Here is a 17,719-nt window from a genome sequence, read left to right as displayed (position 1 = left end):
AACTTATAATAACATATTCGTTGTAGCAAAACTATTTAAATGATTTATACAGTTAAAGCATTAAAGCACTTTCTTAATTTAATTTTACCTTATCATAGCAAATGTTTCATCCAAAACACTCTAATATAGAGCTATATTAACAATTGCACATTTGATTTAAAAGATACTAAGCAATTATTGTAAAATTAAAACCAAAAAAGCAACACTATAGAAATAGTGTTGCTTGACATATCTTTTAGTAAAGTATGACACATAGTTAAATGGTTATTAGTCAACCATACGTTGTGCTTCTTGTAATTGGAACGTACGAACTTTTCTAGGTAAGAAACGTCGAATCTCGTCCTCATTATAACCAACTTGTAGTCGTTTATTATCTAAAATAATTGGACGACGTAATAAGCCAGGATTATCTTGAATGATTGAATATAAGTCTTGTAATGGTAGTGAATCAATATCAACATTTAATTTTTGGTATGTTTTAGAACGTGTAGAAATGATTTCATCAGTACCGTCTTCAGTCATTTTTAATATTTGCTTAATTTCATCAATTGTTAAATGTTCAGAAAAAATATTACGCTCCGTATACGGAATGTCATGTTCTTGTAACCATGCTTTCGCTTTACGGCAAGATGTGCAACTTGGTGAAGTAAATAATGTTACCATACATCTCACTCTCCTATTTGAATGAATAAAATTCATTGCTTAAAATTTAGTTATAGATCAAGAAAAAACATTTTTTTCTAAAATTCTTAATCGTTACTATTTATTATAACTATCTAACATTAAAATTAAATGAGAAAAACCTAATTTTTCAGATAAGTTTCTACACTTATAAAAAAGATTATTAATCCCTTTGTTAGTAGTAAGTTATACGTATATTCTAACACATCTTACATTTTTAAGAAATACTGTTATAATGATAATTATTAAAATATTACTAAGAAAGTAGGCATTTAAATGGAGACATTATTTTCAGGCATCCAACCTAGTGGAATTCCTACTATTGGAAATTATATTGGCGCACTAAAACAATTTGTTGATGTGCAAAATGACTATGATTGTTATTTCTGTATCGTAGATCAACATGCAATTACAATGCCACAAGATCGTTTAAAATTACGTAAACAGACCAGACAATTAGCAGCGATTTATTTAGCTTCTGGTATAGATCCAGACAAAGCAACATTGTTCATACAATCTGAAGTCCCTGCACACGTACAAGCAGGATGGATGTTAACTACGATTGCTTCTGTTGGAGAATTAGAGCGTATGACGCAATACAAAGATAAAGCTCAGAAAGCAGTTGAAGGTATACCTGCTGGTCTATTAACATATCCACCTTTAATGGCAGCTGATATTGTTCTTTACAATACTAATATCGTTCCAGTTGGAGATGACCAAAAGCAGCATATCGAATTGACTCGTAACCTTGTAGATAGATTTAATAGTCGCTATAATGATGTGCTTGTGAAACCTGAAATTCGTATGCCTAAAGTTGGTGGACGTGTCATGAGTTTACAAGACCCAACAAGAAAAATGAGTAAGAGTGATGATAATGCTAAAAACTTCATTTCATTATTAGACGAGCCGAATGTTGCAGCTAAAAAAATTAAAAGCGCAGTAACTGATTCAGATGGTATTATTAAATTTGATCGTGACAACAAGCCAGGTATAACAAATTTAATTTCAATATACGCTGGATTAACAGACATGCCAATTAAAGATATTGAGGCAAAATATGAGGGCGAAGGTTATGGTAAATTTAAAGGTGACCTTGCTGAAATAGTTAAAGCATTTTTAGTAGAATTCCAAGAAAAATACGAAAGTTTCTATAACTCAGATAAACTTGATGATATTTTAGATCAAGGTAGAGATAAAGCACACAAAGTTTCATTTAAAACTGTCAAAAAAATGGAAAAAGCGATGGGTTTAGGACGTAAGAGATAAAATAAAGAGGTACTAGAATTAACTAGTGCCTCTTTTATTATTTAACGTCTACCTCTAGGATTAAAAGCATCTTTAAGCCCTTCCCCTACAAAGTTTATACTTAATATAGTTAATGTAATCATTATAGCAGGTGGCATCCATATCCACGGTTTACCACTTATAACATCCCCTTCTTGAGCATCACTCAACATATTACCCCAAGATGGTATTGCTTTACTAATTCCGAATCCTAAAAAGCTCAATCCTGATTCCACTACAATCATACCGGCAAATAACAATGTTGCTTGTACGATAACTACACTTAATATATTCGGCAAAAGATGTTTCAAAATAATTTTATATGTGGGTGTACCAATTGATTTTGCTGCCAAAAAGTATTCATTTTCTTTTTCTTGAAGTACTTTACCACGAACAAGTCTTGCAATACCTCCCCAACTTAATACGATAATAACTAGAACAAGAATTATGGCAGATCCATAAGGATTTTTAATTTTATCTCCAAGTGCAGCATTTAATACAATTGCAAATATTAAAAATGGAAATAACATAACAAATTCGGTTATTCTCATTAATAATGTATCAACAATACCTCCAAAATAACCAGAAATCACTCCAACTGTAATTCCAATCAAAAGCATTCCTATTGTAGATGTAATTCCAATGGATAATGAAATACGACCTGCATATAACAAACGACTAAAGTTATCCCTACCACCAGAGTCTGTACCAAGAATGTTTTGTGCTGTCATTTCACCTTTTATATTTAATAAATCTTGTTGGTTCACTGGAAAAGGAGCTATTAATGGCGCTATAATTGATATAATAGTTATGATTAATAAAAAAATAATCGATAACATTGCAATTTTATTATGAATAAATCTAGACAATGCAATTTTAAAAGGCGATTTTGACTTATTTTGCATTCCAATCCCCCCTAGTTACTTCTAATTCTTGGATCTATAAATCCATAAGTAATATCAGAAATCAAATTACCCAGTAAACCTAAAAATGAGAAAAACAACGTTAATGCCATCATTAATGGATAGTCTTGACCTATTACCGATTCTAAAAATAATTTACCGATACCGTTATATGAAAAGATAGTCTCAGTAATCACAGCTCCACCTAAAATACTTACAATATCAGCACCTAAAAATGTAATAATAGGTATTAAAGAATTTCTCAATATATGTTTATTATAAATTTTATTCATAGATAATCCTTTTGACCTTGCCGTCAATACATAATCTTTTTTAGAATTTTCAATAATATCATTACGTAAATATTGAATATAACCAGCAGTAGATAATAATCCTAAAGTTAATGCAGGCAAAAATGTATGATAAATTTTACTCATATAATATTCAAAAGTACCTTCTTTAAGGTTAATATCAACAGAACCTTGAAACGGAAACCATTGTAATTCAAAAGAAAAAATAAAAATTGCAAATACTCCCGCAATAAAAGATGGAATAGCTAACATCAAATAATTAAATATTTGCACAGTATAATCAGTCAAACTGTAAGAATATCTACCTGACGTTATTCCTAAAGCAAATGAGATAATATAAGTAATAATTAATGACATAGCACCGAGTAATATTGTATTTGGAATTCTTTCCTCAATAACATCAATTACCGGCCTTTTATATTTGATTGACTCCCCTAAATCACCATGTATAACATGATTGACCCATCTAATGTATTGATGTGATATAGAGTCGTTGAGGCCTAACTTTTCCCTTTGTGCATTTATCGCTTCTTGTTTTATTTTTCCGTTTTGTAAATCTGAAAATGGATCTCCTGGTTGAATGATAGCTAATGAAAATACAACAATAGAAATTAAAATTAGTAACGGAATCATTAAACCTAATCTCTTTAATATTAATTTAACCATTTAAATCACCTACTTTATTTACATAAAAACAAGCAACTTGATGTTCATCACCAATGTCCTTTAATTGTGGTATATTTTCTTTACATTTATCTTTTGCAATCGGACATCTTGTATGAAAAGGACAACCTTGCGGCGGATTACTTGGCGAAGGTAATTCTCCTTTTAATATAATTCTATTGTTATTATGTTTATCAATTTGTGGTATTGATGAAATCAACGCTTTTGTATATGGATGTTTGGGATTTTCATAAATTTCTTTATCAGATGCGATTTCAACTATATGACCTAAATACATAACTCCAATGACATCACTTATATGTTTTACTACACTTAAATCATGTGCGATAAATAAATAGCTTAAGTTAAATTGTTCTTGTAAATCTTTTAATAAATTCAGTACTTGAGATTGAACAGATACATCTAATGCACTTACAGGCTCATCAGCAACAATTAAACTCGGACGCAAAGCCAATGCTCTTGCAATTCCCACTCTTTGTCTCTGTCCACCTGAAAATTCATGTGCATATTTATAATATGCATCTTCACTTAGGCCAACACATTTTAATAAATATAGTACTTCTTTTTTTATTTCTTCTTTTGGCAATTTTTTATAATTTAAAATAGGTTCTGAAATGATATCTCCAACCATTTGCATCGGATTCAATGATGCATACGGATCTTGAAATATCATCTGATATTGTTGTCGTGATTTTCTGAGTTTTTTACCTTGTAATCTTGTTATATCTTCACCATTAACAATTATTGAGCCTGAAGTTGCATCTTCAAGCCTGATAATCACTTTACCTAACGTTGACTTACCACAACCCGATTCTCCTACTAATCCAAAAGTTTGTCCTTTTTTTATTGAAAACGATACGTCATCAACAGCTTTAACGTACTGAGTTTTTTGTAATAATCCAGTTTTAATTTTGTAGTATTTTTTTATTTGGTTGACTTCTAAAATATTTTCCATTCTTATATCTCCTTATATTCATTTTTGTACAAATGACAACGTACAATGACGTCTTCACAAACATGCATTTTAGGAGATTGATTATTACAAATATCCATTTTTTTGTTACATCTATTTGCAAATCTGCACTTATTAACGTGAAATGCTTGGATTGATGGCACAATTCCTTCTATCGTTTCAAGTCGTTTCTGCTCTTCTTTAAGTTTTGGAATTGTTGATAATAATTTTTGGGTATAAGGATGTTTCGGATTGTGTAGTATTTCTTTTATGCCTCCAAATTCTACAATTTGACCTGCATACATAACTAAGACTTTATCGCAAAACTCAGCAACTACACTCAAATCATGTGTAATCATCATAATTGCCATTTGCGTTTCCTTTTGCAATTCTTTTAATAAGTCTAATATTTGCGCTTGAATCGTGACATCCAATGCTGTTGTAGGTTCATCAGCAATTAATAATTTAGGAGAACATGAAATGGCCATTGCAATCATTACTCTTTGTCTCATACCACCAGATAATTGATGAGGATAGCTATTTAATATTTCATCTTGTCTAGCAATTCCAACTTTTTTTAGTAAATCTTTTGCTAAGTTATTTGCTTCTTTTTTAGAAATTTTTTTATGTGATTTTATAGATTCCACAAGTTGATTTTTTATGGTAAATACAGGATTTAAAGCAGTCATAGGTTCTTGAAAAATCATAGCAATATCATTTCCTCGAATATCTAGCAATTGCTTCTCATTGAGCGTATCGATTCGTTTACCATCAAATATAACTTCTCCATTACTTAGTTTAGATATCTTTTCTGGTAATAATTTAATAATTGACTTACTTAATATGGACTTACCGCAACCAGATTCCCCTACTATACCCAAAACTTCTCCTTTAGATAATTCAAAAGAAATATTTTCAACAGTTGCTAACCATTCATTATTTATTTTTAATGATGTTTCTAAATCTTTAACCTCTAACAATACATTATTCATAACATCCCCCCATATAAGTAAACCTCGACAAAATCGTCGAGGTTACATTACTAAGCTTCTTTAGTTAAATTATATAAACTTTGATCAGTTCCAATTTCAATGTCTAAGTTTCGTACTTTATCATTAACTATAGTTATCGATTTACCTTGGAACATTGGTAATCCAGGTAACTCATCATTCATATATTTTTGCCATTTAACATAAATATCTTTACGTTTCTTTTCATCAATGCCTACTTTATCGAAGTCTAACGCATCATCTAAATATTGATCTGATTTTGGTAAAACTGTTCTCATTTCATTTTGAGGTCTATCAGTGTGGTATAAATCTGATGGGTCTGGATCTGTACCACCTGCCCATGATCTGAAGTACACTTCCATATCTTTTGATGCATTTGCTAAGTCTTCATTATATTTACCGAATTCTACTAACTTCACATTTGTTTTCAAGCCAACTTTTTCCCAGAAATCTTTTATCGCAGCAGTTCTTGGTTCAAAAGTAGGATTTGAACCTGAATAATGTTTAAAGTTAATCTCAAATTTATTACCTTTAGGATCTTCTCTAAATCCGTCACCATCTCGATCTTTATAACCTAACTTATCTAAGATTTTTTTAGCTTTTTCAGGATCATATTTATAATCGTTTAGTTCCTTAGGATCAGCTGCTATCCAATGCATTGATGGTACAAAACTATTTATTTCACTAGCGTAACCATTGAAAAATGCTTTGATCCATTTTTCTCTATCAATTGCATAAAGCATTGCTTTACGTAATTCTTTGTCTTCATATTTTGGTCTCACTTTACCAGTTTTATTAGCTTTTTTATCGTAATCATGAGATACGAATCCTATTAAACCGTAGTCTAAGCTTGGCGCAGATAATACCTTGAGACCAGCATTAGATGACTTAGCATCTTTTGCCATTGCACCGGTAGCATCATTCGTAACATCAATATCGCCTTTTTCCATTGCCTTAATAATTTGAGCTTGATCAATAACTTTTAAATTGATTTTGTCTAATGCAGGCTTACCTTGCCAATAATCATCAAATTTAACAAGTTGAACAGCCTCACCTGGGACGATTTTCTTAACTTTATATGGTCCAATACCAATAGGATATTTTCGGATTTTATCTGATTTCGCTAAATCTTTAATTGGTACATCTGATAAATATTTTTTACTTAATAAAGGTCCAGTAATAAATCCTGTTAAGTAATTTTCTTGCTTTTTATCAAATGTAACCTGCATTGTGTAGTCATCTATTTTCTTCAATCCGCTAATATGATCAGCTTTTCCTTCATGATAATCTTTTGCACCTTGGATATTTTCTACACTTGGATAATAAGCACCTTCGTAATCCTTGTTAGCTAAGACTTCAATTGAATAAATCCAATCATAAATTTTCAATTCATTACCATCATGCCATTTAATACCTTTTTTAATTTTAAATTCTATTTTCTTAGCCGGCTCGATGTCCTTCCATGAAGCAATATATGATTTAGGACGTATTTTTTTATCAATTGTTAATAAGTTTTCATTAAAATATCCTTCAACTACAGCATCCGCATGTGTACTATTTAATAACGAAGAATAAACACCACTTGGCGGTGCTGTTAACGCTACATTTAGCGTACCACCTTTATGTTTTGACGCTTCTGTTTTAGTAGCATCTTTTACTCCTTCATCTTTATTACTGCTTTTTCCGCAAGCGCTCAACACTAAAACGACAATAAGAAGTATTGAAATATATTTAATAAGCTTCCCCATACATATGCCTCCTACTTTCAATCTAATTTTTTCTTTTTAGTTTACTCATAGAAAAAATTATTACAAGTTTATTTTTAGAATATTCAGTTATTTATGCATTTAATCAATTTCAGTAATTTAAAAAACGACTTATTTTAAATTTTTATTCCCAAAGTTTTTATCCAACACAAAAAGACTGGAGATATGTCTCCAGCCTAATTTACAAAGCATATTATTTTTTCTTCTTACCTGTTTCTTTATCTATCGATTTATCAATATATACATGTTTAAGTGAGTTATTTGGACCAAATTTATGGTAAATTAATCCTTTTACTTGAGGATTTGTTAAATGTGCAACACCTTTTTGATAAATTGGTGCTACCGGTGCATCTCCTAGGAACATTTCTTCTGCTTTTTTCAAGTTTTCATATCGTTCGTTCGGTTGAAGTGCCAATTTGGTTCTTGCTACTTTAAGTAATTGATCATATTCTTTATTACCCCAGTCTGTATTATTTTGTGCGCTACCTGTGGTCATTGTTTCTAAATAAGCCATAGGATCAGGGTAATCTGCAGACCAACCACTAAGTGATGCTTCAAAATTGTTACTCAGTTCTAGTGATACTCTTTGTTTAAACGGTAATTGCTTAATTTTCAAAGTAACTCCTGGTAAATTTTTCTCAACTTGCGATTTGATATATTCAGCAGATATTTTTGCATCTGGTGTATCTTCTGTGTTCATTGAAAATGTCACTTCATTTTTACCTAACTCTTTTTTAGCTTTGTCCCAGTGTGCTCTTGCTTCTTTAGGATTATATTTTAAAGGCGAATTCATGGTACTCGCATAATCTTTGCCATTAGGCGCTTTCGCAATTCCTTTGGCTGTTAGTGTATCGGAAGGAATTGAGCCATTGTTTTTCACTGAATCAACGTATCCTTTTTTATCTATTGCTTGTGCGATAGCCAGTCTTAAATTTTTGTTTTTAAAATCAGGATATTGTTTTTCATTCATTTTTACAAAAAATGTCCCAGTCGTTAACACAAAGTTTAATCCTTTGTTATCTTTATATTTATTTACTTGATCTGCAGTAATAACTGCGTCATCTACTGATTCAGTATCATACAATGATGCACCGGCTTGTAAGTCTTTAATAACTTTATAATTCACTTTATCTAATTTTACATTCTTTTTATCCCAATAATACTGATTTTTAGATAGTAACGTTTTATCTTCTTGTTTCCAATCATCAACTTTAAATGGACCATTGTATACCGCTCTATCAGCTGCCGTACCGTAATTTTTACCATATTTTTTGGCAACTTTTTCATTTTGAGGTGCAAAGCTATTAAGTGCTAATAATTGATTAATATATGGAACCGACTTTTCTAAATCAATTTGTAATGTTTCATCATCTAATGCTTTGATACCTAATTGCTCTACAGGTTTCTTACCAGTACTAATATCACTCGCATTTTTAATGTCCCCCATAATGTATGCAAATTCAGAACCTGTTTTAGGGTCAACTGTTTTTCTCCAAGCATAAACAAAATCTTGCGCAGTCACTTTGTCACCATTGCTCCATTTAGCATCGCTTCTTAATTTAACCTTTAAAGTTTTACCACCTTTACTCTTTTCAGGAAAAGCTTTCGCAACACCTAACACCGGTTTGTCACCTTTTCCTAATGTGTATAAACCTTCGAATGTTTGCGCAGTCACTTCAGAAGATATTTCATCCGTTATTAATGATGTATCAAGGGATGTTAAGTCTGATGACAAAATTTTTCTGAATACTTGACCTTTATCTGAATAAATACCATCATCATTAGCACAACCACTTAATGCAATTGTAGCAATCAAAATTAAAATAAGTGTTCTAAATTTTCTCGTCATTGCATTTCCCCCTTCCCCTTAATTTTGTGTCACCAATTTATTTTCTCGTAGTTGTGCCGCTTCTTCTTCAGTACTAAAGACAAAATGCTGTGGTCTTATTTCATGTAATTGTCTTAAATGATTATTTGCTTCATCATGAATATAACTAAATCGTTTGCGACTGCGTTCTGATTCAGGATCAGGTTGTGGAATGGCTGATAATAAAGACTTAGTATAATCGTGTAATGGATTTTGATAAATTTCTTCTGCCGGTCCAATTTCAACTATTTTCCCAAAATGCATCACTGCAATACGATCTGAAATATACTTCACCATTGATAGATCATGAGCTATAAATAGGAACGTAATCCCTCTTTCACGTTGTAATTTTAATAATAAATTAACTACTTGAGCTTGGATTGAAACATCCAATGCCGATATTGGTTCGTCCGCGATAATAAATTCTGGTTCAACGGCTAATGCACGGGCAATTCCAATACGTTGGCGTTGTCCACCTGAAAATTCATGAGGATAGCGATTGGCATGTTCTTTACTTAATCCAACAGTTTCAAGTAAATCATAGACACGTTTTTTACGGTCACGTTTATCAGTTGCTAAATGATGGATATCAATACCTTCAGCTACTATATCCATTACTTTTAACCTAGGATTTAAAGACGCATATGGGTCTTGAAAAATCATCTGTATCTTTTTATTAAATTTAAGCAAATCTTTACGTTTACGAATCTTTTGTATATCAATACCCTCATACAAAATTTCTCCACTTGTAATATCATTAAGTTTAATAATTGATTTACCAGTTGTAGATTTACCACACCCCGATTCTCCTACTAAACCTAATGTTTCCCCTTTGTATATATCAAACGAAATATTTTCAATCGCTCTCACTTCGTTTTTCTTTCCTGCGTTAAAATATTGCTTTAAATTTTTAATGGATAATAGCACTTCATCATTTTTCATTGAACGACACCCTTTCTACCTTGAGTGGTTTTTCATAATTATTAGGCATCGGTTTCATACGTTGTTTTACCAGCTCGGGTAGTTCAACTTTTGGTGCACGTGCGTCTAATAACCAAGATTTCACAAAATGTGTCGGTGAAACTTTAAACCACGGTGGTTCTACTTTAAAATCAATATCTAATGCATATTGACTACGTCTCGCAAATGCATCACCTTTAGGTGGGTGTAATAAATCAGGTGGCGCTCCAGGAATCGCTAGTAATGGTGTGTCATTTGTTGTTGATAAATCAGGCATTGACGATAATAATCCCCATGTATATGGATGCTTTGGATCATAAAATATTTCGTTAACATCTCCTGTTTCAACCATTTGACCACCATACATAACTGCCACTCTATCAGCAATATTCGCAACAACCCCTAAATCATGCGTTATAAAAATAATTGCAGTATCGATTTTTTGTTGTAGTTCTTTCATTAAATCTAAAATTTGTGCCTGCATCGTTACGTCTAATGCAGTCGTTGGTTCATCAGCAATGAGCACTTTAGGTTCACAAGCTAATGCGGTTGCAATAACAATTCTTTGCCTTTGTCCACCTGAAAATTGATGTGGATATGCTTTAAATCTTTTTTCTGCATTTGGTAAACCTACAAGATTTAGTATTTCCAATGCGCGCTTTTTAGCTTGTGCTTTACTATAATTTTTGTGCTTAATTAATGGTTCCATGACTTGTTTACCAATTTGCATAGTTGGGTTTAAAGATGTCATTGGATCTTGAAAGATCATTGAAATATCTTTGCCACGTAATTTAATTAACTCATTTTCAGGTTTTTTTGCTAAATCTTCCCCTAAAAATAAAATTTCTCCCTTTTTAATTCTTCCTGTGTCCCCTTGGAATAATTTTGTAATTGCTTTTGTTGTTACAGATTTACCTGAACCTGATTCACCAACAATTGCCAATGTTTCCCCCTTGTTTAAATAAAAATCTACACCTCTCACTGCCTGCACTTCCCCTGCTGTAATATCAAAGGAAACATGCAAATCATTTACTTCTAATATTCTTTCAGTCATATGCTATGCCCCCTTTTATTTACGCATTTTCGGATCAAATGCATCACGTAATCCATCACTAAATAAGTAAAAGAATAGAATTAATAAACTTAAAATCATTGCTGGTATAAATAATTCATGTGGATAAATTAATAACATTGCTCGCCCATCATTTACTAATGACCCTAACGATGTTTGAGGTGCGGGTACACCTATACCAATGAAACTTAAAAATGCTTCGAAGAAAATAGCACTAGGTACTGTAAACATTGATGTAACCACGATAGCACCTAATGTATTAGGTAAAATATGCTTAAATATCAATTTGAATTTTGAAGCCCCCAATGTTTTCGAAGCCATGACAAACTCTTGATTTTTTAATTTTAAAAATTCTCCACGTACAACTCTGCTCATGCCTAACCAGCCTGTGATAGACATAGCCAATATAATTGTCCAAATGGATGGTTCAAAAATTAATACAAATAAAATTACGACAATTAAATTCGGAATAGATGCTATGACTTCAAGTATACGTTGCATAATCGTATCGACACGTCCACCGAAGAATCCAGAAATCGCACCATATACAACGCCAATAAAAATATCTAACATCGCTGCAACAACACCGATAAACAATGAAATTTGAGCACCTTTCCATGTTCTTGTCCATAAATCTCGACCCAACTGATCAGTACCAAACCAATAATTTTCTTTAGCATTTGCTGCTTTATAAGCATCCTTGCCATCTGCATCTTTACCATCAAAAGGTAAAAATGGAACTTTGTCTAATACAGGTATTTTTGCCGGAAGATTTCTATGTTCTACATTTTGTTCAGCATAATCATGTTTATTTATAACTGGACCGATAAAAGCAAATATTACAATGATAATTAAACCTATCATACCGACAACAGCTAACTTATTTCGTTTTAACTGAGCCCAAGCATCTTGCCAAAAGTTTTTGCTTTCTCGTTGCATTTCAGGTTCCTGATTCAAATCTAATTCTCTAATAATAAAATCAGATGATGAGATAGCGTCAGAGGTATGCGTCATAGCTGCATTAGAATGATCGTCGTTAATCGACAAATTGTTTTTATTTTCAGCCATTATTTTTTACCTCCTTGAACACGAATTCGTGGATCTATCACACCGTACAAAATATCTACAATAAAAATAGAAACGATAAACAGTGTGCTAAATAATAGTGTGATTGCCATGATTACTGAGAAATCATTTGTTGTAATTGAACGTACGAATTGATCCCCTAATCCAGGAACCCCAAAAATATTTTCAATTGTTAAAGTGCCTGTTAAAATACTTGCTAACATGGGAACGATAATTGTAATAATTGGAATTAAAGCATTTCTAAGTGCATGTCCAAAAAGTACACGCATTGTCGAATTACCTTTAGCTCTCGCTAATAAAATATAGTCTGAACTTAATACCTCTATCATCTCTGCTCTTATGTATCTGGCGACAGTTGCTAAAACAGCTGCAGATAATGCAAGTGACGGTAATACCGCGGTCGAAAAACCTTCCCATCCAGCTACTGGGAACCATCTTAATTTAACTGCAAATACATATTGTAAAAGTACAGCAAGTACAAAAGATGGTACAGATACTGCAATAACTGAAATAACTGTAGTTGTATAGTCAACCCAAGAATTTTGTTTAGTAGCTGCTGCAACACCTAAAATAAGTCCCAGTATCACACCGATGAACATTGCTGTAAGACCCATTTCAAAAGAAGGTAGTAGTCTCGGTTTAATCAAATCCCACACAGGTTGATTATGATACTGGAATGAATTACCAAAATCGCCTGTAACAACATTTTTTAAATAATGTAAATACTGCGTAGCTACAGGATCATTTAATCCATATTTTTCATTTAAAATTTCTTTTTGTTCAGCATTTAATTTAGCATCGTTAAATGGCGAACCTGGCATTAATTTCATTAAGAAAAATGTAATTGTAATAATAATAAATAAAGAAATAAGCATATAAATAAATCGTTTGAAAATATATTTCCCCATCTAATCCCCTCCTCTAACAAATTCCGATTTCTAAATTTCCATTCCCTTCAAAATTTTCTGAAATCTTAACTAATATTATATATACAATATTTACTATATATCAATATTTTTTTGCTTTAAACTAATGAAGAATGATTGATTTTAGAATTTCAATAAAGCTGAAGAAATTAAAAAATCATTCCTCAATGTCTGATTTTAATGTAAACTATGCGTAAGAGTTTTCTATAAGTGGGAGTGATCAAATGTTGAAAAAATGGCTTGGAATGGCACTAATAACGCCAATATTAACGTTTATTATATGGCTTTTTAATAGCCATACTATCATTACATATTTAAATATATTGTTTTATGTTTCATTAATTATTTTTATTAGCATATTTTTGATTTTACTTGTACAAGAAGGCATTTTTGATGCGACAAGTTATGGTTTTAGAAGATTAAAGTATCAAATGTCATCTTCGAAAAAGAAGAAGTCTATCTCTGATGATCCATTTTTCAACCCACAAGAGGTAAAAAAAGAGCATTACTTTGTTTCTACATGGATAATCCCTTTATTATTAATAAATATTTTATATTTTATTATGACGATTGTGCTGTCGCTCATCTTAGTATAAAGAAACAGAAAAAATCTTCAGTAACTAAAACAACGTTACTGAAGATTTTTATAATTATGCTTCAAATTTCTTGAATACTAATACTGCGTTATGTCCACCGAATCCTAAGCTATTACTCATTGCATAAGTAATATCAAGGTCTTGCGCTTCATTTGGAACAATATCCAAATCACATTCTGGATCTGGTGTTACCGCATGAATTGTCGGTGCGACTTTAGAGTCTTTAATTGAAAGCGCTGAGAAGATTGCTTCAATTCCACCTGTTGCACCAAGTAAGTGACCAGTCATTGATTTTGTTGAGCTAACTTTTAAGTGTTTAGCTGCTTCACCAAATGTATTTTTAATAGCTTTAACTTCATTTAAGTCACCAACAGGAGTACTTGTACCATGGGCATTTAAGTATTGTACATCTTTAGGTTCAATACCAGCATCATCCATAGCTGCTTGCATTGCTCTAGAACCGCCTTCACCTTCTGGAGCTGGCGCTGTAATATGATAAGCATCACCTGTAGTACCATAGCCAACTATCTCAGCATAAATATTGGCACCTCGAGCTTGTGCTGATTCTAAAGATTCAATTACTAAAATACCAGCACCTTCACCCATAACAAAACCATCTCTACCTTCTTGGAATGGACGACATGCTGTTTCAATGTCATCATTTGTAGAAAGCGCTCGACTTGCACTGAAACCAGCAATTGCCATATGAGTAATTGGTGCTTCTGTACCACCAGTAATCATTGCATCTGCATCACCGCGTTGCACAATTTTAAATGCTTCTCCGATTGAATTTGTACCTGTTGCACATGCTGTAACTGTTGCACCATTTGGTCCTTTTGCACCTAAGTCAATTGATACTTGCCCAGTTGCCATATCAGGAATTAACATTGGTACGAAAAATGGACTCACACGTCTTGGGCCTTTATCCATTAATTGTTTATGTGCAATTTCAAATGTTTCCATACCACCGATACCAGAACCAATCCATACACCGATTCGATCTGCAGTATTTTCATTGATATCTAATTGCGCATCTTTAACAGCCTCTCTAGCTGCTACAATTGCATATTGAGTAAATCTATCCATACGACGCGCTTCTTTTTTGTCGATATGATCTTCAATATTAAAGTTTTTAAGTTCTCCTGCTAAGTGAACGCTATAAGGTTCAGTATCGATACGTGTAATTTTATCGATACCATTTACGCCTTTTAGAGCATTCTCCCATGTTGTTTTGACATCATTACCGATTGGAGAAAGGGCTCCCATACCTGTAATAACTACTCTTTTATTTTGACTCATTCGTTATCCTCCTATTTTCCCCATTTTATTGTCATTGCGCCCCAAGTTAGGCCGCCACCGAATCCGACAAGAACAATTGTATCATCATCTTTGATTTTACCATTTTTTAATTCTTGATCGATACTTAAAGGTATTGACGCAGCTGAAGTATTTCCATATTTATTTACAGAAACACTCATTTTGTCTTTTGAAATACCTAAGCGTTCTCTAGCTGATTCCATAATTCTAATATTAGCTTGATGAGGAATAAATAAATCTATATCATCTGATGTTAAATTCGCTTTTTCAACTACACGTGTTGATGCATCACCCATAATTCTAACAGCAAATTTAAATACTTCTCGACCATTCATTTTCAGTTTACCAGTATCTTTATCTAAATATAAATGTTTACCACCTGTGCCATCAGAACCCATTTCATAACTTATAATACCTCTGCCATCTGAAACTTCACCGATGATAACCGCACCTGCACCATCTCCAAATAGAACTGCAGTAGAACGGTCAGTTAAATCTGTTATTTTAGATAATTTATCTGCACCGACAACTAAAATGTTATGATAATCTCCAGATTGAACATATTGTTTAGCTGTAATCATTGAATACATAAATCCAGAACATGCTGCAAGTTGATCCATAGAGGCAACTTTGCCCGTCCCTAAACGTTCTTGCAACATATTTGCGACAGTTGGAAATGGCATATCTCCAGTTGCTGTGGCAACAATTATCATATCTATATCTTCGGGCTGAATACCAGCGTCAGCGATTGCTTTTAAACTTGCTTCATATGCTAAATCTGAAGTATCTTGATCATCATCTGCCCAATGTCTTTCTTTAATTCCAGTCATCTTAGAAATCCATTCATCAGATGTATCTAAAAATTGCTCAAAATAGGCATTGTCAATAATCTTTTCTGGCGCATATGCACCAAAACCTTTAATACCCACGTTCATAGTTGAACACCTTCTTAATAAAATTTTTAATACCAGGTATTAATTTAACATAGATTACTTTTTAAACTCAAGTCAGAGGTAGGAATATTGACTAGTTAATAAAATTTTAATGCTTTATTATCGTCAAATTTCAGTATGAAATTGGTTTTAATGCGCTTAATTTAGAATAGCCATTCAGATAAAATCATTTATTTAAACTGTATAATATGGTCAAAATATATGAGATGTTACTATACAAATTTCTAACTTTCACTTAAAATAAAATATATATAATTAAAGTGGAGGTAGAATGACATGAAACACCTCGTAACATTCTTTTGGGCATTATTATTAATGCAAATGGTTAACTTTGTACTTAATAGCCTAGTAGGTGGAGACAGCTTAAATGTAGTGAATCCAATTATCATGGCAGTATTGTTCACGATTTTCACAGCAATTTTTGCTGCAGTAATTAAACCGCCGAAAGATTCATCACAATAACTATTTAGTATAAAATGAAATATGTCTTTCTTATTATTGAAGCTGCCCAGATAAAGGCGGCTTTTATTTTTGGCCATTAATGTTTTGTATTTTGAATATTTTAAAGCTCAATGACCTCTAACCCATCACTTTTAAATTTAGAAAAAGCCTTAATACAAAGATGTCATTTACGAGTAATCTTTGTATCAAGGCAATTATTTTATAATCATCACTGTAAAATTAAATGCTTCATGTTGAATTTGATAATTTTAAGTGTTTATTTAGTTTTTACATTAATATCAATTTGTTTAATTGAATTTGAATCAAACAAGTTTGCTGTGTAGCTATCTTTCTTAAGATCCACTTCTTTTTTACTACCATCTTTCCAAGTAATCGTGTAAACGGCAGATTTTGCATTTCGAATCTTCTCAGGTGTTACACCGCGTTCATCATATAACAAAGCTTTAACTTTATTTCCTAAATCTAAATATGATAATTGGCTATCTTTTGGTAAATTTAAGTAAGATTGATTAAAAGCCATAATGCCATCTACTGCAATTGTATATGGAACATTTTGCATTTCTTTAGCTTTTTGAGTTGCCGGTAGTTTGTCCTTTTCTGCTGCAGATACCTCATTACCTGCCACAGTAGCGCCAGTCGTTGCGATCATGCCCAGTGCCAAAGTTACAGTTATAAATGATTTTAATTTCATATAATCTCTCTCCTTTGTGAGTTAAAGTATCTTACAAAATCAATATAACACAAATTGAAAAGTTTCAAAAATTATAAGTATGTAAATTGTTTACTTGTTTTTAAAAATAAATTTTAATTAATGTAAAAGCTATAATTGTTAATACTTTCTATTTTTTCAAATAAATTCACATTACAATAACTAAGTTTACATTTCTTAA

General features: G+C 32.0%; 17 protein-coding genes. 3 read left to right on the top strand and 14 right to left on the bottom strand.

All coding sequences use genetic code 11. The features are described from left to right. Window positions 1-267 precede the first annotated feature (267 nt). A complete protein-coding gene (gene spxA, locus IDG66_RS10505; protein WP_000258003.1) occupies window positions 268-663 on the bottom strand; it encodes a transcriptional regulator SpxA in 396 nt (131 codons plus the stop codon). A 294-nt stretch (window positions 664-957) separates the two neighbouring features. Between spxA and trpS the strand changes: the two genes are divergently transcribed. Then, window positions 958-1,947, top strand: coding sequence for a tryptophan--tRNA ligase (gene trpS, locus IDG66_RS10500; RefSeq protein ID WP_000448934.1), 990 nt, complete (start codon window positions 958-960; stop codon window positions 1,945-1,947). 41 nt (window positions 1,948-1,988) lie between these two features. Here trpS and opp4C read toward each other — a convergent pair whose 3' ends face one another. From opp4C to opp3b, 10 genes are all read right to left on the bottom strand, one after another. Next, on the bottom strand, window positions 1,989-2,870 hold the full coding sequence (opp4C, locus tag IDG66_RS10495; protein WP_001180274.1) for an oligopeptide ABC transporter permease: 882 nt from the start codon (window positions 2,868-2,870) through the stop codon (window positions 1,989-1,991). A gap of 11 nt (window positions 2,871-2,881) precedes the next feature. Next, a complete protein-coding gene (gene opp4B / locus IDG66_RS10490; protein ID WP_000239820.1) occupies window positions 2,882-3,844 on the bottom strand; it encodes an oligopeptide ABC transporter permease in 963 nt (320 codons plus the stop codon). Then, complete coding sequence (locus IDG66_RS10485) at window positions 3,837-4,817, bottom strand: ABC transporter ATP-binding protein (protein ID WP_000427769.1); 981 nt, start codon at window positions 4,815-4,817, stop codon at window positions 3,837-3,839. Before IDG66_RS10485 ends, opp4B begins: the two co-directional genes overlap by 8 nt. Before the next feature lie 2 nt (window positions 4,818-4,819). Beyond that, window positions 4,820-5,806 (bottom strand): ABC transporter ATP-binding protein, encoded by a 987-nt coding sequence (locus tag IDG66_RS10480; protein ID WP_001067042.1) that lies wholly within the window; start codon window positions 5,804-5,806, stop codon window positions 4,820-4,822. Window positions 5,807-5,856: 50 nt separating this feature from the next. After that, entirely contained in the window at window positions 5,857-7,572 is a 1,716-nt protein-coding gene (gene opp4A / locus IDG66_RS10475; protein ID WP_103143732.1) for an oligopeptide ABC transporter substrate-binding protein, read from the bottom strand. Window positions 7,573-7,783: 211 nt separating this feature from the next. Next, window positions 7,784-9,439, bottom strand: coding sequence for a peptide ABC transporter substrate-binding protein (locus tag IDG66_RS10470; RefSeq protein ID WP_103143733.1), 1,656 nt, complete (start codon window positions 9,437-9,439; stop codon window positions 7,784-7,786). A gap of 18 nt (window positions 9,440-9,457) precedes the next feature. After that, a complete protein-coding gene (locus IDG66_RS10465; protein WP_000786736.1) occupies window positions 9,458-10,399 on the bottom strand; it encodes an ABC transporter ATP-binding protein in 942 nt (313 codons plus the stop codon). Further along, window positions 10,389-11,471: an ABC transporter ATP-binding protein gene (locus IDG66_RS10460; protein WP_000140050.1), complete on the bottom strand. Its 1,083-nt coding sequence runs from the start codon at window positions 11,469-11,471 to the stop codon at window positions 10,389-10,391. The genes IDG66_RS10465 and IDG66_RS10460 overlap by 11 nt, the downstream gene beginning before the upstream one ends. 15 nt (window positions 11,472-11,486) lie before the next feature. Further along, window positions 11,487-12,557 (bottom strand): oligopeptide ABC transporter permease, encoded by a 1,071-nt coding sequence (gene opp3C / locus IDG66_RS10455; protein WP_000829645.1) that lies wholly within the window; start codon window positions 12,555-12,557, stop codon window positions 11,487-11,489. After that, a complete protein-coding gene (opp3b, locus tag IDG66_RS10450) occupies window positions 12,557-13,483 on the bottom strand; it encodes an oligopeptide ABC transporter permease (protein WP_000521533.1) in 927 nt (308 codons plus the stop codon). Before opp3b ends, opp3C begins: the two co-directional genes overlap by 1 nt. Before the next feature lie 242 nt (window positions 13,484-13,725). On the opposite strand from opp3b, the gene IDG66_RS10445 reads away from it, so the two are divergent. Beyond that, window positions 13,726-14,097 carry a DUF3899 domain-containing protein gene (locus tag IDG66_RS10445; protein WP_000915155.1) on the top strand — a complete coding sequence of 124 codons (372 nt, stop codon included), beginning with the start codon at window positions 13,726-13,728 and terminating at the stop codon, window positions 14,095-14,097. Between the two features lie 54 nt (window positions 14,098-14,151). On the opposite strand, the gene fabF is transcribed toward IDG66_RS10445, so the two are convergent. Continuing rightward, on the bottom strand, window positions 14,152-15,396 hold the full coding sequence (gene fabF / locus IDG66_RS10440) for a beta-ketoacyl-ACP synthase II (protein ID WP_000081240.1): 1,245 nt from the start codon (window positions 15,394-15,396) through the stop codon (window positions 14,152-14,154). 11 nt (window positions 15,397-15,407) lie between these two features. Then, entirely contained in the window at window positions 15,408-16,349 is a 942-nt protein-coding gene (locus IDG66_RS10435; protein WP_001100525.1) for a beta-ketoacyl-ACP synthase III, read from the bottom strand. Window positions 16,350-16,643: 294 nt separating this feature from the next. Between IDG66_RS10435 and IDG66_RS10430 the strand changes: the two genes are divergently transcribed. Further along, window positions 16,644-16,829, top strand: a complete 186-nt coding sequence (locus IDG66_RS10430) for a YjzD family protein (protein WP_000682089.1) — start codon at window positions 16,644-16,646, stop codon at window positions 16,827-16,829. 256 nt (window positions 16,830-17,085) lie between these two features. On the opposite strand, the gene IDG66_RS10425 is transcribed toward IDG66_RS10430, so the two are convergent. Next, on the bottom strand, window positions 17,086-17,520 hold the full coding sequence (locus tag IDG66_RS10425; RefSeq protein ID WP_000769689.1) for an MAP domain-containing protein: 435 nt from the start codon (window positions 17,518-17,520) through the stop codon (window positions 17,086-17,088). Between the last annotated feature and the right edge of the window lie 199 nt (window positions 17,521-17,719).

It is taken from the genome of Staphylococcus sp. EG-SA-18, from assembly GCF_017151825.1.
Taxonomy (GTDB): Bacteria; Bacillota; Bacilli; order Staphylococcales; family Staphylococcaceae; genus Staphylococcus; species Staphylococcus aureus.
The sequence above is the reverse complement of the archived record's forward strand: the minus strand, read 5'-3'. Positions and strand labels throughout refer to the sequence as shown.